Origin of the sequence: Pedobacter sp. UC225_65, assembly GCF_042698365.1 — a bacterium.
Classification (GTDB): Bacteria; Bacteroidota; Bacteroidia; order Sphingobacteriales; family Sphingobacteriaceae; genus Pedobacter.
Map to the genome: position 1 here is coordinate 3,558,271 of NZ_CP170550.1, position 19,429 is coordinate 3,577,699.

Below are 19,429 nucleotides of genomic sequence, written 5' to 3' on the forward strand. Positions count from 1 at the left end.
TTTAGGGATAGGGGATTTCTATAGTAATGGACGAGCCTAGTTTTGGCTCTGAGAAAATGTTAATGGTGCCATTGATCATGGCTACTCGCTTTTGCAAGGATTGTAGACCCATACCGCGGTTTTCCTTTTTCACGATTTCGTAATCAAAGCCAATACCATCTTCCTTTACGTTAAGGTGTAAGCTGTCATTTTTAAAATGCACATCAATCGCAATATGCTTGGCTTTGGCATGTTTAATAATGTTGTTGAATATCTCTTGTAAAAGGCGCAGTACGATGAGGTCTTTATTTGGAGAGGTGATTTTTATATCGATCAGCTGGTTGTTGAATTGGAGTTGATAAGCGCCTGTTCTTTTAAGCCAATCAAATTCTTGTTGTAGCGCATGACCAAGGCCCAAGGCAACCAATTGCTCACCTTGTAAGAGTTTGGCTAGTTCACGTAGTTCTTTAATAGATTTGTTAACCAATGATAATGAATCTCCTACTTTCTTTTCCGCTTTCTTTTGCTGTTGGATATCAATGGAGTTTAAGGTAAGTGCAGTTAAGCTCAACAACTGGCCAATATTGTCGTGTAGATCACTGGCTATGGTCTGCATGGTCTGTTCTTGTACTTCAATATGTGTTTTGAGGAGCTCGGCCTCAAATTTTTGGTTCATTTCTTTTTTTTCTTCTATATCTTTTATTTTTTGCCAATTGTTTTGTTTGACATAAAATAAGAGGAATAGAGGAGCCAAGACAAAGATGCAGGTGGCAACAATTATGACCCAGATAATTTCTGTTGACGCGATCGGCATAAAAATGAATAAGCCCAAAAACTGTATAAAATTAAATTTAAAAAAATCATCACATATACCAATAGTTTATAAGGTTTTGGGATATCGTCTAATAAAAAGTAAAGACAAAGATTATATACTGTACCCCCAAAATAATAGATGAGGACGCCTGTTACCCACCAAAATTGCCAATGATATTTAAGATTTATCGGGTTTTTATCCTTCTGTAGTAATAAGAAATAATATAAGCTGATCATGATAATCAAAACGGACATTACAGAAAGTGTGACAGTATTAAATTTAAAAAAACCGTGATTACTTATTTCAATCAGATAACAAAGACAAAAAACACCTAAAAAGCTAAAGATAATAGGAGAAGATTTTTTGGTAAAAGCAATTAAAGCTGCATATAAACCATACGCTATATATGCAGCTTCAAAAATGATAGAGATATTATATAACCAAGCATTTGACTTATGAAATGTCTTAATATAAATCAATCCAGAAATTTCAGTTAAACAGACGATTGTTAAATAAAAAATGGTAAGTCGAGAAAATTTGGATAGGTCATTTTTCAAAAAAAAATCGATGCTATTAAACAGCTTATTTCGATGATAATATTAATTGCAGGGGTCATATTTGCCGTTGATTATTTAAGTATATCACTTGTTGGGTCACAACCTTCTTCTGGTGGACATAGTACACCTCTATTCTCAGGAAGCATTCCTTTACCGTCTTTCATAATGGACTCGAAGTAGTCTCTGTGATAGGTTTTTTTTCCTACTTGTTCTTCAAAGGTTGATACAAGAACTACTGTGTTTCTATCTTTATTTTCTCCATTAGGATATTTTGCAAAATAGACGCGTACACCATCTGTTCCTTTTCCCAGTAATTTCTCTGTTTCCAAGATTACATAGATTTTCTTCAAATGCTCAAGACTAAACCAAACAGAGGTTGTTATTTCATTAGCACCTGCTCCTGAACCTCCTCCAACAGTATTTCTATAATTTTGAACCATTGCTTTAGCTTCATCAAATGAGATGCTTTCTAGGATTGTCTTTTGTTTGTTTTCTTCGTTTGCCATAATAATTAAAAGTTAAATTAAAATTTTGATTTATTAATGGTAAAACTATTGGTTTTCATTTAGTTAAGTTAAGTAAAATTCTTCTATTCACTACCGTAAAAATACCCTATTAGATAAGGCGTATTTAGGTATGCCTGCTTAGAGAGGTCAGGATAACTTTGATGACGCAACTTAAAAACCAAAATTATGACACAATTGATTACATCACAACAGGATGCTGACCAATGGTTGGCCTATGTTGAAAGTGAAGCCACATCCTTATCACATTTGGATGAGTTTAGTATCAACAATTATGCAGATAGCGAATTGCTCAATCCAGAAGTGCAAGATTACCTCCTCAACAGATATGTTGATTTGGGAAGTGAAGAAACATTGTTAGATAGCATTAACACCTTGTCACTTTCATTTGCACAAAACAAAATTGCAGGGCAAGAAGCTTTGTTATTTGGAAGATGGGCAAGGGTAAAAGCAACTATCCGCAAGATTTTTTGCACAGTGATCGGAACGGTACTTGGAGATAGTGATTTGAAATGGAAAGACATTATCAAAGCTGTTTTGTTAGCACTTATTCCAGCTTTTGGCACAGGGTTACCTTTAATAACTTTGCCTATTGTAGTGTCATTGTTGGCCGCACTAATGAAGTACGGCTATCAAAGTGTTTGTCCAGCTTAGGTACGATCAAAGTTAAACCAAACAGAAAATTATCATTTGGCTAATGTTCTTGGCAAAAATCAATCAACTTGAAACAAAAAGGCCTTCGATTTTTCGAAGGCCTTTTTTATAAATTGAGCTGGGAATTATTGTCTTGGAGCTGCTGGTTTAGGCATCTCTTTGCGTGGTAATTTTTCTGCTCTTTCTGAAGTATGGTAAACAAAAGAAGCTACGATCGTTGCTGATTTTTTCAAGTCATCTTCTACCAAACGGTCAAAAGTATCCATGTTAGAGTGGTGGGTACGTGTATTGTAGTCCATTGGATCTTGGATGAACTGGAAGCCAGGTAAGCCTACACCATCAAAAGATTGGTGGTCGGTACCACCGGTATTACCAACAGTAATGGTTTTAGCACCTAGGTCTGTAAAAGGATTGATCCAAGCCTGGAAGATATCCTTAACAGCGGTATTACCTTGTAAATATACACCACGGATTGTTCCAGTACCATTATCCAAGTTGTAATACGCACTTAATTTTTCATGCTCAGGTTTTGGTTTCATATCAGCAGGATCTGCAAAGTGCTCTTTCACATAACCTCTAGAACCAAACAGACCTTGCTCTTCCGAACTCCATAAAGCAATACGGATGGTACGTTTTGGTTTAAAATCAATCGCTTTTAAAATACGCATGGCTTCGATCATTACCGTAGAACCAGCTGCATTATCTGTAGCGCCAGTTCCTGAGTGCCATGAATCGTAGTGGCCACCAAGCATTACAATTTCGCTTTTTAGTTTCGGGTCAGTTCCAGGGATTTCGGCAATTACGTTATATCCTTTTGGATCTTTGTCGTAAAATGAAGTCTTAACTTCAGCTTCGATCTCTACTTTCTCACCACCACGTAACAAACGTAGGATGTGTAGATAATCTTCACTGCTTACCTCTAACTCAGGGTTAACTGGTTTAGCATCTAATTTATAAGAAGCACCATTACTAGTAAAGAAAGTACCATAGCTACCTCTTGCATAAGTTAATTTCAAACCGATTTTCTCAGCCAATAACATGCTGTCGATAGCTGCTCTTACTGCGCCCATTCTCATCATCATTGCTCTTTGGTTATTGTTGGCAGCTGGCCCTTGTGGACGGTTGCCTCCTCCTGGAGCTGCTGGTTGCGCATCAGCCATTTTCGCTAAAGCTTCATCAGTATAACGTACCACATCTGGAGTATAAGAATTTTTTAAAGGTTGTAATGTAGCCGATTCGATCATTACGATTTTACCTGCTAATTTACCTTTGTATTTAGCCAAATCCGTTACAGTATCTGCTTTGATCAAAATTACTTCCGATTTGATTGGACCGTTTGTACCTGGAGTCCATGCTTTTGGAGAAGCAATGATCGGACGATAAAAAGGAACTGTAGTAGCTGCATAATATTTGTCAACTTGCCATCCTCTACCAAAATCGCCCCAAGCCTCTAAATGAACGTTTTTAAGGCCCATTTCCTTGAAATATTTAACCGCCCAGTCTTGTGCTCTTTTTAAGCCCGGCGAGTTAGATAGACGTGGCCCAGCAACATCAGTAATGTGGTAGGCAATGTCCATGGCTTTAGATTTATCCAAGCCTTCTGTTCTGATCTTTTGTACAATCTCCGTATTAACTGGTTCTTGTGCAAATGCAGAGAAGCACAAGCCTAAGGCAAGTGCGCTGAAAGTAATTTTTTTCATCATATCTTATTTAGTTTAAGTAACGTTATTGTGGGTGAATTTACAGGTAATGCTAAATAGTTGTACCTTTCTATTCATATTTTTACACATCCCTTTTATGGTCAGATTAAAACATTTTGGCATCCTTTTATTACTGATGGCTTTTTCAGGAGAAAGATTATATGCCCAACGAACAGAAATTAGAGATGCCAACATCAGTGCAATGGTTAACGAGGTTGGAGCTGCTAATCTAGAGCAAATCATTAAAAAACTAGTCTCATTTCAAACAAGGCATACCTTAAGTGATACCTTGAGCAAAACAACAGGTATTGGAGCTGCAAGAACGTGGATCAAAGCGAGTTTGAAAAGTACGGTGCAGCAAGTGGTGGTAGGCTACAGGTATCTTATGATTCCTTTGTGCAAGCTGCGGATGGCAGAAGAATTACAGCACCCGTAGTACTTAAAAATGTAATGGCTGTTTTGCCAGGTACAGATCCTAATGACAAAAGAATGCTGATGGTTTCTGGCCATTATGATTCGAGGGTTACCGACGTAATGAACATTAAGGATTTTGCACCAGGTGCAAATGACGATGCTTCTGGTGTAGCCGCGGTAATGGAGATGTGCCGCATCATGAGCAAGCAAAAATTTAGCTGTACACTGGTATTTGTGGCCATGGTAGGTGAAGAACAAGGTTTATATGGAGCAACGAATTTGGCTAAAAGAGCGAAGGAAGAGGGTTGGAATGTCCATTTATTGATGAACAATGATATTGTAGGTAACTCTTACGGTATGGAAACCGATATAAAGGACAACAAAAGCGTACGTGTATTTAGCGAAGGTGTGTCTGCTTTAGAAACACCTGCTCAAGCTGCTGCTCGTCAATCGGCAGGTACAGAAAATGATGGCAAAGCACGTCAGGCAGCCAGATATATTAAAGAAGTAGCAGAGCGATATGTGGATCAGCTAGAGGTGAAATTGATTTATCGTCGCGACCGCTTTTTACGCGGAGGTGACCACACCCCTTTTTCGCAACAAGGTTTTGCCGCCGTTAGGATCACTGAAATGAATGAAGATTTTAACAGGCAACATCAGGACATCAGAACTGAAAATGGATTTAAATTCGGTGATTTACCTGAATATGTAGACTACAACTATCTGCAAAAAGTAACACGTATGAATCTGTCGGTCATGGCAAATTTAGGACTTTCTACACAAGAGCCAGAAAATGTAGTGGTGCTTACCGCAGGTTTAACCAATAAAACAGCGTTAAAATGGGAAGTGCCAAAAGGCAAAAAACCAGCTGGTTATTATGTGTTGATGCGTGAAACGACAAGCCCATTCTGGGAAAGAAAATTCTTTGTAAAGGAAAACTCGGCTACACTGGCCTACTCTAAAGACAATTACTTTTTTGGTGTTCAGTCTGTAGATGAAGATGGGCACGAAAGTTTAGTGGTTACGCCTAAAGCAGGCAGGTAGTTTTAGCAATGATATTCAAATGAAAAAGGCGGTGTAAAACCGCCCTTTTCATACTAAACTAAAAACTAAACTAAAATCTTTATTTGATATTTCTTTTTGATAAGATAAAGTAACCGACAATAAACATCACCAATGCACAAACCAAGCTTACCCAAATCTCTTGTGAAAACACAGGGAAGTCCTCTATTTTTGCATCTTTAGTTGTTCTGGTTACACGTAAGGCCAATGTTGGGTCACTGTAGGGAATAAGATAAGCATATTCCCAACCTACGTTCGCGGTAATAATGCCAGCAATCGTAGCCACAAATCCAATTCCCATTGGCTTTAAAAAATCAGCCCAAAGCAAGCTCAATACAAATTGGATAGAAAGGATACCCAAAGAGGCCAAGAACAACTTACTGTAAAACTTGGTCAGTAAAACGAATGGGTTATAATCGTTAAAGGTGAATTTTGGAACTAAGGTTTGAAGAAGGTAACCACTTGCAATCGTTAATATTTCAAATAAGAAAAGACAGATGAACAAAAGCAGTACCGCATAGATATATTTGGCGGCATAGATAGAAAACTTATTAAGCGGTTGTGTAAATAGTGTTTTCCAAGTATCGTTTTTATGTTCGATGTTGTTGACAGAAAAAGCCATGAACATGACATAAAAAGGTAGGATCAACATTCCCATTACACCCAATGCGGCGCCACTGAACTTACCCCAAAGCATTAAGCCTGGATAACCCAATTTTAGTATTTTATCGGCACTACTATAAAAACCTATGGCAATAAGACCACAGATCAATATGGGTAAAATTATAGCTGCCCAAAAGGCAAGCGTTTTGCGAGATTTGTAAAACTCTGAAGTTAGAGAAATAAATAATGAGCGTACCATATTAGTTTTTTGAGGTGATGTCTAAGAATAAATTTTCAAGGTCCTTTCTTTCTTTATTGATGCTATAAACGGTAATTCCGTTCTGCACTAATAAAGTGTTCAGGTGGCCCATGTCTTCTTTCCCTTTAAAGGTTACAGAAATGGCATTTTCATCTTGATGAACAACTTCTGCGCCTGTGGTTCCCACTATATTGGCTGCAGCGGCTTGGTCATTGGTCTCAATTTTAACAACTGGTTTGCTTAAGTCATGTAGTTCGCCAATGGTACCTTGAAAAAGCAATTCGCCTTTATTGATAATGCCCACATGGGTAGCTGTTCTTTCAATCTCGGCCAAAAGGTGGCTTGATACCAAAATGGTTTTTCCATGCTTGGTAGTCAATTCAATCATCAGGTTTCTGATTTCTATAATTCCATTCGGATCTAGGCCATTGGTAGGCTCATCTAACAGTAAAAGTTCTGGATCACCGATCAAAGCTAAGGCAATGCCCAAACGTTGTTTCATCCCTAAAGAATACTTTCCTGCTTTTTTATTGGCAGCTTCGGTTAAACCAACCAAACTCAACATTTCTGTACATTTACTTTTATTGATGCCCAAAAGTGTACAGCGGTTAACTAGGTTCTCTTTTCCTGTTAAGTGGGTATAGATAGCAGGTTGCTCTACTAAAGAACCCATGCGTTTTAAACTGGCAATGCGATTAGCGTTAATTTCTTTGCCAAAAATAAATACCTGGTCTGCAGGAGACTGTAACAAGTTAAGCAGGATTTTTATGGTTGTGGTCTTTCCTGCACCATTTGGGCCCAGAAAACCATAGATACTTCCTTTTGGTACTTGCAACGAAAAGTCTTTAACTACGGTCTGCGTACCAAAGTGATGGGTCAGGCCTACCGTTTCTATTGCGAAATTGCTCATACTTATTTTAAGATTGCAGTTGTTGCTTTTACAATCGTGTTGGTTGTAGAAGGTGTGCTTTTTAAGGCAACTTCTTCATCTTGGTTATGGTTAGTGCTGGTAGCAAAAGCCAATACCATCATCACAAATACTGGAAATAATAAAAGTAGGAATGGCGATACGTTTGATAACTTTTTCATGGTTCTTTTATTTTAGGTCTAATTGTTCTGGTTTGTTGAAACAAATAGAATGATTAAAAAAAACATGCTAAAATCTTTTAGACCAAGTGTATTTTATTCTAGATAAACGGTTAAAATGGATAGTTTTGTAACTCGTTGTATGAATTAGCCTTTTGGTAGAAAAAAAATGCCAGTTCGTCGAAAGTAAAGGGTTAAAATGAATAGATTAGTTACTTTGGATACAATTAAAGGCGTATTTAGATGAATGTAAACATGAAGAGCAAAGGAGCAATTATTATCCATTCCATATTTTGGGGTATCATTTTATTGCTTGCCCTTGCTACAATCTTTATTGGTGGCGCAAAACAGACCACTAAAGACTATGTCTTTTCTTATGGATTGTTCAGTGTACTGAATTTGTCCATGTTTTATATCAACTACATCATTCTTATCCCCGAACTGATCCAGAAAAGAAAGAAATATTGGTTGTATATATTGGCCTTTATTCTGCTGATCTTGGTCTGCGTACTTGTTAAAACCGTTATCGCAGCGCTCTATCCAGAAGACCTGCTCAAAACAATCAACAGAAGAAACGTAGCGCATTACATGTCTATCAATGAATATGCGCTGATCAGTACTTTTTTCTCTGGTTTCATCTTGGTTAGTAGCTGTATCATCAAATTTTCTGTTGATTGGTTTTCGAATGAAAGTGTACAACGCAATCTAGAAAGCGAAAAAAAAGACATGGAGCTCCAATTTTTAAAATCGCAGCTCAATCCGCACTTTTTATTCAACTCTCTTAATAATATCTATTCCTTAGCTTATCAGAAATCTGATAAAACGGCCGATGCCATCTTAAAGCTTTCGGAGATGATGCGTTACATGATCTATGAGAGTAACGATAGCTGGGTAGCTTTGAGTAAAGAAGTAGAATACGTGCAAAGTTACATTGAACTCCATAAACTAAGGTTTAAAGATGGGGCAGCCGTACAGTTTACATTGAATGGAGAAATTGATGGGCAACAGATCGTTCCGCTGATCTTGATCTCTTTTGTAGAAAATGCCTTTAAACATGGGGTTGCGAACGACCATGACGACCCGATCAAAGATCAATATCATTGCCAACCAAAAAATCCTTCATTTTAGTGTGAGCAATAAAAAGAGTAAAACCAATAAAGATGCCATGGGCGGTGTTGGGCTAAACAATGTTGAACGAAGATTGCAACTACTTTACCCGAATAGATATAAATTAAATATTGTAAATTCGGCTACCCATTACACCACAGAACTGATGTTAGACTTATGATATTAAAATGTATTGCCGTAGATGACGAACCACTAGCGCTCGACATCATTGAAGATTACGTTTCTAAAGTGCCTTTTTTGCAACTGGTAAAACGTACAGAAAATGCAATTGAAGCTTTACAGTTGGTACAGGCTGGGGGGATAGAATCTAGTATTCCTTGATATCCAGATGCCAGATCTTACAGGAATCCAATTCTTGAAAATTGCCAGCGGAAAAGCAAATTATATCCTAACTACAGCTTATTCTCAATACGCATTGGAAAGTTATGATCTAAATGTTTCTGATTACCTGTTAAAACCAATTGCATTTGATCGTTTTTATAAAGCGGTAGAAAAAGTCCACCATCAGCTACAAAAGGCAGAGCCAGCCGCAGTTGCTGCTCCCGAACCAGTTGTAGCACCAGTAGCTACTCCCAACCATGCTGCACCTGTACAAGATTTCATCTTTGTGAAAACAGAACATAAGATCCAAAAAATACAGTTAGACGACATTTTGTATATCGAAGGATTAAAGGATTACATTTCTATTTTTACCAAAAACGAAAGGGTCATCACTTTACAGAACATGAAAAAAATGGAAGAAACCTTACCGAAAGGGGAATTTATTCGTGTCCATAAATCTTACATCATTGCGCTAGACAAAATAGAAAGCATTGAAAGGAGTAGGATTTCGATTGCGGCTAAGGTTATCCCAATAGGAGATACCTATAGAGACGAATTCTTTAAACTAATTGACGGAAAAAATATCTAATAAGAATAGGGCCTAATTAGTTTACGGCAATGGGTTTTACTGTATAACCTATAGCCTGTAAGCCTTTGATGAGCCCATCTTTACCTACCAAGTGTCCTGCGCCAACCGCAATAAATAAAGATTGGTCTTGCATTAGCGTTGGAAGTTGGTCGATCCATTTTTGGTTACGGTGCTTGATGATCTGGTCCATTTCTTCTTGGCTATAATCTGTTGTGCTTGTAAAAAGCTTGGTCAGTTCTTTCATGTTCTGGGCAATGTAATAATCGTACAATTTCTGCCCTTCCTCTTTATTTTTAGCTTCGTCTTTCACCATTTTGAGCAAGAGCTCTTTCTGTCTTTCCAAACTGCTGCCAAACAACAGTTGTGCTTGGTCGTCTACCGTTTCTAAACCCAATAGTTTTTTGCCATTTGCTTTGCCATACTCCTGAAAATATTGATCTAGTGCAGGATTATCCTTGGTAAATGTTTTAGGTGCGGTAAACTGTAATAGTGTAACCTGAACGGCTGCGGGTTTCATTGAGTTGAATAACTTCAGGTCGTAACTGCTTATCTTTTTCAGGTAATCGGCTACCAACTGGTATTCTTCAGCGGTTAACAGTTTATCTAAAAAATTATTCTTCATCAACATGTGTGGCATCAGTTTGGCAGCCATGGTATTATCCATGATCAATTCGCCAACTACAGCATCTGCCTGATTGAGTTTTGCATTTAAAACCTGCATCGTATCGATGAAATCTTTACCAGCAAAATGATAAGTGCCGAATAGATATGATGGTTTTTTTAATCCTTTACCAGAAATCTCCCATAACAAGGTGTTTTCTTTGTCTTTCTTTTGTGCGTGGGCTGTTGTTAAACCAAGGCTGATAAAGCCGATTAAAAGATATTTGATCAATTTCATGTGGTTAAGGTTTGGTTCAGTTTTGTTCTGATGGCATTTTCTGCGGCTAAGGTAATTTGCTCGGCATTTTTGTCGGTTTGATCTATAGGGCTTAAAACCGTCCAACGGATGCGCTCGCCGAAACTTAAGGGAAATTTGCCATATCGTACGATCTTCCAAGAATTCTCGATGGCCACAGGCACAACCAAGGCATTTGGAACGACCTTTAAGAGTGTAGCAATACCACCTACCTGAAAGGGTTTTAATTGGCCGTCTTTAGCTCTGGTCCCTTCGGCAAATATCACAGTGCTCCAGTTTTTTTCTTTCATCCTACGGCCTAGTTTGATCATCTCTGATACAGCTTGTTTACTGTCTTTGCGGTCGATATTGGCACCGCCACCATATTTAAGGTTATAGGAGATAGAAGGAATGCCCTTTGTAAGTTCGATCTTGGAAATAAACTTGGGTTGATACTTACGGAGGTTCCAGATCAATCCAGGGATATCGTACATGCTCTGGTGGTTGGCCACAAAGATGATTGGCTGATCTTTTGGTAGGTTTTGATGGTTGATAAAGGTTACAGAATTGCCCAAAAACCAATTGCAATAGGTTAAGAAAAAGTTTAAGATATCTACCGAAACCTTATGGGCCTTATAGCCAAAAAATCGATAACAGATCCATTGTATGGGTTGGAAAATAACCAACATCAAGAAAAAGAAAAAGTAAAAAATCGGCGTAAACAGGTATCCTAAAAATTTGTTCATGTGAATTAGATCTTGCCTTCTTGTATTAATATTTTTGTTTTTAAAATTGCCGCTACACTCATGCTGTCTGTAATCGTACCATCGATTACCATGTGGTAAGCCTCATCAAAAGGAAGTTTACGAATGACCAATTCTTCTGTTTCTTCTGGTGATGATTTGCCCAGCTGTAGGCCTTGGGCAAGGTAGATGATTGCCAGTTCATCACTTACAGAATTAGACAGGTGTAACCTTTGGATTTCTGTAAACATTTGGGCAATTAAACCACTTTCTTCTGCCAATTCGCGTTGGGCACTTGTAATGGGGTCAATATCCAATAAACCACCACCTTCAATGATCTCCCAACTGTAACTTTTAAGTGGAAAACGGTACTGCCCCACCAGCCATGTATTAAGGTCTTCATCTAATGGAAGAATGCCAATAGCGATATTCTTGAAATGGACTTCGCCATAGATCCCTCGCCACCAGATGGGTTGATCAACCTGATGCTCGGTTAAAGAAATCCAATTGTTATCGTAAATTTTTTTACTGTTTAAGACTTTCCAAGGATTGTGGCTATTCATGGCTGCAAGATACGGACTTTAGTCTGATTTACCAGTTATCAACTATAGCTTTGAGCACTCGGCTTCCCGCCATTTGCTTTGAGCCTTACACCTTATCATTAGTTTTTAGGTTTTGTGCTAGCTGGTGGTGGGATAGCAACCTTGTTTGTTTTTACTTTGGTAAAGCGATAGTTTAAACTGAACGACACATTGCTGGAGTTGTTGGTCGAATAACTTTGAGAGGTAAAATTACTGCCTTGATTGAATGAGTTGTTGTTCTTTCGGCCAAAAGGGTCGTTGGTACTGATACGGGCAGATAAGGTGTTTTTAAAGAAACTCTTTCTTGCCCCAAAACTACTGTTGATCGAACCTTTGTTACGGCCTTGGGCATTGATGTTGTTGGCGTAGTTTAAATTGGATTCGAAAGCAGTTTTATAAGGGAGTTGCATTGAGAATCCCATAGATGCCCTAAGGCTTAAACCGTCCCTATTGAGCGATGAATTTAGCTTTGAAGCATACCTGCTTTGGATCACGCTAAAATTGCCATTGGCAGAGATCTTATTGGTTGGACGAAAATTACCAATCAGCATAAATGCCATTGAATAATTGGTGCCAATATTGTCGAAGGTGCTTTCTGATACGCCATTGCTTTTCACAGTCCTATATCTTTCTATCACCCCTTTGCTGGTAGAGTAGGAAATACGGGGTGTGAAAGACCATTTTTTACCAAAAGCACCAAAACTGAAATCCATTTGATGGGTATAGGCAGGCGATAAGTTGGGGTTGCCGTATGAGATGTTTAAAGTGTCTGAATTGTTTACCTGCGGGTTCAAGGCATTTTCCCTAGGCCTGTTGATCCTTACACTGTAGGTAGCCCCGAAGTTGTATCGCTTCTTAAAAAAATGATTTATCGAAAAGTTGGGGAATAAGCTTAGGTAAGGATCTACATGATAACTCGTACCTGTAGAAAGGTCGAAATTTACATCCGTATACTCACCTCTTAAACCACCTTTAAGGCCCCAACCTTTTTTTCGATAATTGTAAGAAACATAACCCGATAAGATATTCTCATTGTAGAAAAACTTATTGGTCAGGTTCTGGTTGGTAATGTATTCCTGGTCTTTGAAGTTAAAATTCTGGACCAATAGGTCGTTTTCATTTTTGCGGTAGTTATACGCTATACCAAATTCCAATTGGTCTCGCTTCTTAAAAACAGGCTTATCATAATCGAGGTTGAAATTTAGGCCACGGTTACTTACTTCGTTGTCGTTCTGTTGTAGGCTTGGGTTCAAATTGCTTGGAAAAGCATAAGTTCTATTATAAGAGCGGAGGTCGCTGTTCTTGTTGGTATTGAAGGTAATGCCCATCGATAATTTACCGCCACTGGTATCGGTTTGCAGGTTGTAATCGGCATTGAATACAAAATTGTTACTGTTGCCATCGCCTAGGTTTTGCTGGTTGCGCAAACGCGTAGTGATCTGCTCTTGGTTAAGGTAATAAAAATCGTTCCCAGCAACGTTATTGTTGTTATTGATATTATAATTGGTAGAAAAACGTAGGCCCTGTTTTGGGGTAATGTCCCAATCAAAACCCAACCTAAAATTACCACCATTACTTTCGTTACGGTTGTTGTTGAATTGGTTGTAGTAAAAAGTAGTATCAGGGAAAAAATTGGTTCGGTAACTTTCGCTATTTCCTTTGCCAATATTTTGTCTAAATGCCCCACTGCCATTGATGTTGTAGTTTTTGCCCTTATAAGAAGCATTGGCATTGGTGTTGGTGTTTCCCTGCACGCCAGCTGTTATGCCCACATTACCATTAAAGCCAACTTTAAACCCTTTTTTCATCACAATATTAAGGATGCCTTCACCATCTCCCGAATATTTGGATGGGGGATTGGTCATTACCTCGATCTTCTCTATGGCATCAGATGGTAGTACATTTAAGAGGTCGGCAATATTTGAGGTCATGTAATCCGATGGTTTTCCATCTATAAATACACGGGTACTCCTTTTACCAGAAATGGTGGCATTGCCATCGATATCTACTTGTACCATGGGTACGTTTTTTAAGATATCGGTAGCTGTACTTCCTTCAGCCAAAATAGATGAGCCCACGTTATAGGTAATTACATCTGCCCCAAACTCTACCAAAGGCTTAGGAGCAGTAACTACAACCTCGGTTAGGCTATTGGCTTCATTACTTAGTTTTAAGGTGCCTAAGTTCTTGTCAAACTCCTTATCGGTAATAAAAATATCGTTTACGGTAAGATTGGCAAAACCAACATAGGTTACCTTTATTTTGTAGGTGCCGGGTTTGATGTTGATGAGTTTGAAATAGCCATTTTCGTCGGTCTGTGTATTGGCTAAAGATGGTTGCTCGGTAAGGGCATCATAGAGCACTACCGTGGCATAAGCAACTGGTAATGCTCCATCTTCCTCTATGATTTTTCCTCTAATGATTCCTTTTTCTGCCGCAGAAACGGCAAATGACAATAAGCTCAGTACAGCAACGGCGAAAAATTGGAGGAAGATTCTTTTCAAGACAGTACTAAGATAGAAATATTAAAATGATTCTTCATCTGGGCGAGAACCTTGGTCATCACCTTTTTTGGTTTTCTTAAAGTTAAAATCAGTTTTACCAAAACGATAAGAGAAAGTTAAGTTGGCCATGGTCCTTTGCATGTAGCGGCTAAAGTCAACTACCGAATTGGTTCCGGTTGTGGTCATCTCCCATTTTCTGGTTGCAAAAACGTCTCTTATGTTCAAGCTCAAACTTGCTTTTCTGTTTTTGAAATCGTATTTCGCACCTGCGTCTACGCCATAGTTGGCTTTTCTTATGCCTTGTGCCATTACTTCTCTAGAGCGGTAATCGCCTTTAACCTGCAAGGTAATGCCAAAAGGCAATACAAAGTTGTTGGTAAGATTGGCATTGTAACTGAAGCCTGAATTTTCTACAATTCCGAAGGCAGGTACACCTTCGATCTTGCTTTGGTAAAGGTTAACGTTAGTGGTGAAGTTCCATGATTTCAATACATCGTACTTACCAATCAACTCCACCCCACTAGAAATATTTCTAGTTAAGTTTTGTGGAGTACTTAAGGTAATTCCATTTGCATCTGGTTCAGTTCTGATTCTTTGGATTACATCATTGGTCTGGCGCAGATATAAAGATGAAATGATGGAGAACTTGGTCCAATACCTACTGTAGCTCAATTCAAAAGCATGTACATCTTCGGGCTTTAGGTTGGCATTACCCTGACGGTAGTTCAATGGGTCAGAAACATCCAAGAAGGGATTGGTATCCCATCCTCTTGGTCTATTTACCCTACGGCTATAGCTCAACTGTAGTTGTTGTTCGCCACTAAATTTCTGGGTTAAAAATATACTTGGATACAACCTGGTGTAAGCAACCTTACCTGGGGTGTAGTTTAAATTGCTGTTGATGTTATAAGCGCCCAAACGCGTATTCAATGCCGCATCTTCTGCTCTTAAACCAACCTGATAACCGAAGTTCTTGATCTGGTTCTGGTAATTTGCATAAATGGCATGTACTTGGTCTTTGCTATTAAATTCATTGCTTAACTGGTAGTTGAAATCAAATGTGCCAGCAGCATTATTGAAAATGTCGGCAATGGTACTGTTTTCAGAAATACGGATCTGGCTTCTGTAACCCGCTTCGATCTTGCCAGTTTTGCCAACAGGTAAACTATAATCCAATTGGGCGTTGTAATTACGGTTAAAGCCAGCGCCATCGTTTCTTTGGATGTTTGGCACTGGACTGATCGTATTGCCATTTAGGTTATAAACTTGTGTGTTGTAAGTCTGGAAGTTATCGTTGTTCCCTTCAGAATAACCAAAGTTCATGGTCAGTTCTTCTTTTGGTTTTTTAAATTTTTGAGTGAAATCCAAGTTCAGGTCGTAACTGTTTCCGGTACCATCGTTGATATTTGAACGGTTGCTCAACTGTAAAGGATTAAGGCTAGAGTTAAATTGGTTGATCTTAAAAATTCATTCCTGTTATTGTCTCTGATGTTAACTCCGGCCGAGAAACTGATTACACTTTTTTCTGCTAAATAATAATCCATTCCTGCTTTTAGGTTATGACCTTTATCTAAAGACCTCGAATCGGTATTCTGGTTAGCAAAAGCTGTAGGGCTGGTAGTGTTGATGTAAGCGATGTTATTGTAGCCACCACCAATGCGGTTGCCATAACGATAACTATAATTACCATAAAGATTTATCCTTTTGTTCTGGAAACTTAAGCTTGTATTGGCATTGTAATTTTCGCGGTTACCAGCAGTTAAGGCAACAGAACCATTAAAGCCAAGCTTTTTGTTTCTTTTTAAAACAATGTTGATAATGCCCGACTGCCCTTCTGCATCGTATTTTGCAGATGGGTTGGTGATCAATTCTACACTTTCGATCGAACTTGCAGGGATCGATTGTAGAATCTGGGCAACGCTACCCCCAGCAATCAACGAAGGCTTGCCATCTATTAAAACCTTAACACCAGCAGAACCACGTAAACTTACATTTCCATCAATATCTGTTTGTACAGAAGGTACATTTTGCAAAAGATCCGAAGCAGAACCGCCCTCACTTACCAGACTTTGGTCTACTGAGAATACTTTTTTGTCAATCCCCATCTGCATGGTAGCCTTAGGCGCGGTAACGGTAACCTCATTCAATAGGTTTCCTTTGGCAGGTTTCATTTTAATTACACCTAAATTGATGTCTTTGGCAAGATCGGTGATTGAAACGGAATCCCTAACCATGGTTTGGAAACCAATAGAACTTGCCTTAAAAGTGAATACACCTTTAGGTAGGTTGGTGATCACAAAATTTCCGTCTATATCCGATTGCACAACTTTGATGTTGGCTTTGGTTTTCCTGTCTAATAAAAATGCAGTTGCGTAAGAAACTGGTTCGTTTGTAGCTGCTTCAAAAATTTTTCCACTTATTTTGCCATCACCGGTAGTTTGTGCAAAAAGTTTTACAGTTAAAATACAAATAGCTAATGTTAATAATAGAACTTTGTGTGTAATAATTTTCATCTAGATGTTTTCTCGTTTTACGTTTTCCTTATCAGGAAGACAAAGTTCGGGCTTCGGGGTTTAAAAAAAGAGGCGTAACTATTTTATTACAGCTATATCATGCTTAATTACGGTAATATTTTTGATAGCGATGGACTGGATTATACCAGCTATCGCGAATTGGTAAACAAACTTTTAGCAGAAGGTAAAACCACTGGTCCAGACGATTCTGATGCCATGTTACACTATACCAAAATGAACGTTCAAAGGATGAACAGGGTTGACAAGACCACTGTACTGAACGATGAAATGTTAAAAACAATTGATCAGATAAAAGGCAACTATCACTTCTTGGTCATTTCTGAAGGATGGTGTGGCGATGCGGCACAAATTGTTCCGGTGATCAACCAGATTGTTTTGGCAAGCCATGGTAAATTTGATTTAAAACTGGTGTTGAGAGACCAACATCTGCCATTGATCGATGCGCATTTGACCAATGGAGGAAGAGCCATCCCGGTATTGCTGATCTTAGACGAAAATAAAGAATTGGTATTGCCAAAATGGGGTCCTAGACCAGATATCTTACAACATTTGTTAGCCCAATGGAAAAAAGACAGCACAGATATGATGCTGATTGCAGAGCAGTTGCATGGTTGGTACGCGAAGGATAAAACACAAAGTACGCAGGCAGAACTTATACAGGTGTTGGGTAAGCTGAAATAAATCGACTTGGGTTTATTTTCACCACCTAAGGTATATTAGCACACCCAAGTTATGGGTTTTGTTGCCTCAAGATAACTTTGTGGTCAGTGTCCGTTACAAACCTTAGGTTTTCTTGGGTGTCTAAGGTGGTTAAAGAAATGTGGGTTAATCAACCGAAACTGTTAAGCCCTCTTATTGTAAGATTTTATTTTCACCATCTAAGACCTATTAGGTCATCTAAGTTATAGGATTTCTTATCCCAAATAAACATAGAGAACATAGCTTTTTGACTATTGTTCACCAAAAATTCTTAGCCTTTCTAAGGTGTCTGAGGTGGTTAAAGAAATGTGGGTTAATCAACTGAAACTGTTAAGCCCTCTTGTTGTAAGATTTTACGGTAAACTTCCATTTCGGTAAAAGAGCCCTCTAAAATGGCACATTTGCCTTTGTTGTGCACTTCCCAGGCTATTTTTTCGCCTTGGGCTTCAGAGTAGTCCAAGTATTTCATCATGCACCAGATTACATGTTCAAACGTATTTACATCATCGTTCCATAAAATCAGGCGATGAACGGTTTTAAGAGAAGTTAAGATCTTTCTAATGTAAATGTTTCTTCCTTGGTTTCTGTAGCCATAGTACAAAAATAAGCATTATATCGAAGATTTTAGATATTAAACTTTGCGCTGCATATCAGATTTCTAAAATCTTTTTAATTAAATTACATTTGTTTTTCAAACCAAAATTATGCAAAGTTCTAAAATCGCCGGTATCGGTTATTACGTTCCTAAAAACGTATATACCAATAATGATCTATCAAAGTTTATGGACACCAATGATGAATGGATCCAAGAGCGTACAGGCATCAAAGAACGTCGTTTTGCAGATAGACTTGGAGAAACCACTACTACCATGGGTGTAGAAGCAGCAAAGATTGCTATAGAAAGAGCTGGAATTACCGCTCAAGATGTCGATTTCATCATTTTTGCTACCTTAAGTCCAGATTATTATTTTCCGGGTTGTGGTGTTTTGCTACAGCGTGAAATGAAAATGAAAGAAATTGGTGCTTTAGATATCCGTAACCAATGTTCTGGATTTTTGTATGCCTTATCCATCGCTGATCAGTTTATCAAAACTGGCATGTACAAAAATATCTTAGTGGTAGGCAGCGAAAAGCATTCTTTCGCTATGGATTTTGAAACAAGAAGCAGAAATGTTTCGGTAATTTTTGGTGATGGTGCCGGTGCGGTTGTGCTGCAGCCCACACAAAAAGAAGGGCAAGGGATTTTAAGCACACATCTGCATAGCGATGGTGCGGATGCAGATCTTGGCCATGTTCTACCCTGGTTCACATGCCAACAAATGGATGCCAGAAAAACCAGGTTATCCAGTATGAAGAGCTCGGTGGATTATTCATGACAACAGAGCAGTTGGAAAGTGGAGCTGCATTACCTTATATGGATGGACCTGCGGTATTTAAAAAAGCGGTGGTTAAATTTCCAGAAGTGATCAAGGAAGCGTTAAAAGCAAATAACCTCACTGAAAAAGATATCGATTTACTGGTGCCGCATCAGGCAAACCTGCGGATCAGCCAATATGTACAACAGTTGTTGGGCTTAAAAGACGACCAAGTATTCAATAATATCCAAAAATACGGAAACACCACTGCAGCTTCTGTACCAATTGCATTGTGCGAGGCATGGGAAGCAGGTAAGATCGCAGAAGGCGATTTGGTTTGTTTGGCCGCCTTTGGTTCTGGCTTTACTTGGGCCAGTGCATTGATCAGGTGGTAAATTCCTAATTTTTGCTGAAGAAGTGGATTAATT

At 38.6% G+C, this 19,429-nt stretch carries 20 protein-coding genes and 2 pseudogenes; 9 read left to right on the top strand and 13 right to left on the bottom strand.

Annotated elements, in window-relative coordinates:
* Position 1: 1 nt before the first annotated feature.
* Both ACFJIZ_RS18725 and ACFJIZ_RS18730 read right to left on the bottom strand, forming a co-directional pair.
* Positions 2-655 (bottom strand): sensor histidine kinase, encoded by a 654-nt coding sequence (locus ACFJIZ_RS18725; protein ID WP_379087551.1) that lies wholly within the window; start codon positions 653-655, stop codon positions 2-4.
* 766 nt (positions 656-1,421) lie between these two features.
* A complete protein-coding gene (locus ACFJIZ_RS18730) occupies positions 1,422-1,856 on the bottom strand; it encodes a hypothetical protein (RefSeq protein ID WP_379087554.1) in 435 nt (144 codons plus the stop codon).
* Positions 1,857-2,042: 186 nt separating this feature from the next.
* On the opposite strand from ACFJIZ_RS18730, the gene ACFJIZ_RS18735 reads away from it, so the two are divergent.
* Positions 2,043-2,528 (top strand): hypothetical protein, encoded by a 486-nt coding sequence (locus ACFJIZ_RS18735; protein WP_379087557.1) that lies wholly within the window; start codon positions 2,043-2,045, stop codon positions 2,526-2,528.
* Between the two features lie 125 nt (positions 2,529-2,653).
* Here the strand turns inward: ACFJIZ_RS18735 and ACFJIZ_RS18740 are convergent, their stop codons facing one another.
* Positions 2,654-4,231, bottom strand: coding sequence for a M28 family metallopeptidase (locus tag ACFJIZ_RS18740; RefSeq protein WP_379087560.1), 1,578 nt, complete (start codon positions 4,229-4,231; stop codon positions 2,654-2,656).
* Positions 4,232-4,325: 94 nt separating this feature from the next.
* On the opposite strand from ACFJIZ_RS18740, the gene ACFJIZ_RS18745 reads away from it, so the two are divergent.
* Positions 4,326-4,664: a hypothetical protein gene (locus ACFJIZ_RS18745; protein WP_379087562.1), complete on the top strand. Its 339-nt coding sequence runs from the start codon at positions 4,326-4,328 to the stop codon at positions 4,662-4,664.
* A complete protein-coding gene (locus tag ACFJIZ_RS18750) occupies positions 4,553-5,686 on the top strand; it encodes a M20/M25/M40 family metallo-hydrolase (protein WP_379087565.1) in 1,134 nt (377 codons plus the stop codon). The genes ACFJIZ_RS18745 and ACFJIZ_RS18750 overlap by 112 nt, the downstream gene beginning before the upstream one ends.
* A gap of 79 nt (positions 5,687-5,765) precedes the next feature.
* Here ACFJIZ_RS18750 and ACFJIZ_RS18755 read toward each other — a convergent pair whose 3' ends face one another.
* From ACFJIZ_RS18755 to ACFJIZ_RS18765, 3 genes are read right to left on the bottom strand one after another with little or no spacing between them, the layout of a single operon-like run.
* A complete protein-coding gene (locus ACFJIZ_RS18755; RefSeq protein WP_379087568.1) occupies positions 5,766-6,566 on the bottom strand; it encodes an ABC transporter permease in 801 nt (266 codons plus the stop codon).
* 1 nt (position 6,567) lies between these two features.
* On the bottom strand, positions 6,568-7,476 hold the full coding sequence (locus tag ACFJIZ_RS18760) for an ABC transporter ATP-binding protein (RefSeq protein WP_379087571.1): 909 nt from the start codon (positions 7,474-7,476) through the stop codon (positions 6,568-6,570).
* A 2-nt stretch (positions 7,477-7,478) separates the two neighbouring features.
* Positions 7,479-7,655 (bottom strand): hypothetical protein, encoded by a 177-nt coding sequence (locus ACFJIZ_RS18765; RefSeq protein WP_379087574.1) that lies wholly within the window; start codon positions 7,653-7,655, stop codon positions 7,479-7,481.
* A 252-nt stretch (positions 7,656-7,907) separates the two neighbouring features.
* Between ACFJIZ_RS18765 and ACFJIZ_RS18770 the strand changes: the two genes are divergently transcribed.
* The 3 genes and pseudogenes from ACFJIZ_RS18770 (at position 7,908) to ACFJIZ_RS18780 (ending at position 9,690) form a co-directional block, all read left to right on the top strand.
* Complete coding sequence (locus ACFJIZ_RS18770; protein WP_379087578.1) at positions 7,908-8,780, top strand: sensor histidine kinase; 873 nt, start codon at positions 7,908-7,910, stop codon at positions 8,778-8,780.
* A 1-nt stretch (position 8,781) separates the two neighbouring features.
* Positions 8,782-8,940, top strand: coding sequence for a hypothetical protein (locus tag ACFJIZ_RS18775; RefSeq protein WP_379087581.1), 159 nt, complete (start codon positions 8,782-8,784; stop codon positions 8,938-8,940).
* Positions 8,937-9,690 (top strand): annotated as a pseudogene (locus tag ACFJIZ_RS18780) (LytR/AlgR family response regulator transcription factor). The gene ACFJIZ_RS18775 and the pseudogene ACFJIZ_RS18780 overlap by 4 nt, the downstream one beginning before the upstream one ends.
* Before the next feature lie 16 nt (positions 9,691-9,706).
* On the opposite strand, the gene ACFJIZ_RS18785 reads toward ACFJIZ_RS18780, so the two are convergent.
* The 6 genes from ACFJIZ_RS18785 to ACFJIZ_RS18810 form a co-directional block, all read right to left on the bottom strand.
* Entirely contained in the window at positions 9,707-10,588 is an 882-nt protein-coding gene (locus ACFJIZ_RS18785; RefSeq protein WP_379087584.1) for a TraB/GumN family protein, read from the bottom strand.
* Complete coding sequence (locus tag ACFJIZ_RS18790; RefSeq protein WP_379087586.1) at positions 10,585-11,331, bottom strand: lysophospholipid acyltransferase family protein; 747 nt, start codon at positions 11,329-11,331, stop codon at positions 10,585-10,587. Before ACFJIZ_RS18790 ends, ACFJIZ_RS18785 begins: the two co-directional genes overlap by 4 nt.
* Before the next feature lie 5 nt (positions 11,332-11,336).
* Complete coding sequence (locus ACFJIZ_RS18795; RefSeq protein ID WP_379087589.1) at positions 11,337-11,891, bottom strand: NUDIX domain-containing protein; 555 nt, start codon at positions 11,889-11,891, stop codon at positions 11,337-11,339.
* A gap of 98 nt (positions 11,892-11,989) precedes the next feature.
* Positions 11,990-14,413 carry an outer membrane beta-barrel protein gene (locus ACFJIZ_RS18800; RefSeq protein WP_379087592.1) on the bottom strand — a complete coding sequence of 808 codons (2,424 nt, stop codon included), beginning with the start codon at positions 14,411-14,413 and terminating at the stop codon, positions 11,990-11,992.
* A gap of 21 nt (positions 14,414-14,434) precedes the next feature.
* Positions 14,435-15,835 carry an outer membrane beta-barrel family protein gene (locus ACFJIZ_RS18805; RefSeq protein ID WP_379087595.1) on the bottom strand — a complete coding sequence of 467 codons (1,401 nt, stop codon included), beginning with the start codon at positions 15,833-15,835 and terminating at the stop codon, positions 14,435-14,437.
* Positions 15,832-16,926 (bottom strand): carboxypeptidase-like regulatory domain-containing protein, encoded by a 1,095-nt coding sequence (locus ACFJIZ_RS18810; RefSeq protein WP_379087598.1) that lies wholly within the window; start codon positions 16,924-16,926, stop codon positions 15,832-15,834. Before ACFJIZ_RS18810 ends, ACFJIZ_RS18805 begins: the two co-directional genes overlap by 4 nt.
* Positions 16,927-17,025: 99 nt before the next feature.
* On the opposite strand from ACFJIZ_RS18810, the gene ACFJIZ_RS18815 reads away from it, so the two are divergent.
* Positions 17,026-17,628, top strand: coding sequence for a thioredoxin family protein (locus tag ACFJIZ_RS18815; RefSeq protein ID WP_379087601.1), 603 nt, complete (start codon positions 17,026-17,028; stop codon positions 17,626-17,628).
* 331 nt (positions 17,629-17,959) lie between these two features.
* Here the strand turns inward: ACFJIZ_RS18815 and ACFJIZ_RS18820 are convergent.
* Positions 17,960-18,240: pseudogene (locus tag ACFJIZ_RS18820) on the bottom strand (ATP-dependent Clp protease adaptor ClpS).
* 110 nt (positions 18,241-18,350) lie between these two features.
* On the opposite strand from ACFJIZ_RS18820, the gene ACFJIZ_RS18825 reads away from it, so the two are divergent.
* Together ACFJIZ_RS18825 and ACFJIZ_RS18830 are read left to right on the top strand one after the other, a co-directional pair.
* Complete coding sequence (locus ACFJIZ_RS18825) at positions 18,351-19,022, top strand: hypothetical protein (RefSeq protein WP_379087604.1); 672 nt, start codon at positions 18,351-18,353, stop codon at positions 19,020-19,022.
* Positions 19,019-19,396, top strand: a complete 378-nt coding sequence (locus tag ACFJIZ_RS18830) for a 3-oxoacyl-ACP synthase III family protein (protein WP_379087607.1) — start codon at positions 19,019-19,021, stop codon at positions 19,394-19,396. Before ACFJIZ_RS18825 ends, ACFJIZ_RS18830 begins: the two co-directional genes overlap by 4 nt.
* Positions 19,397-19,429 lie beyond the last annotated feature (33 nt).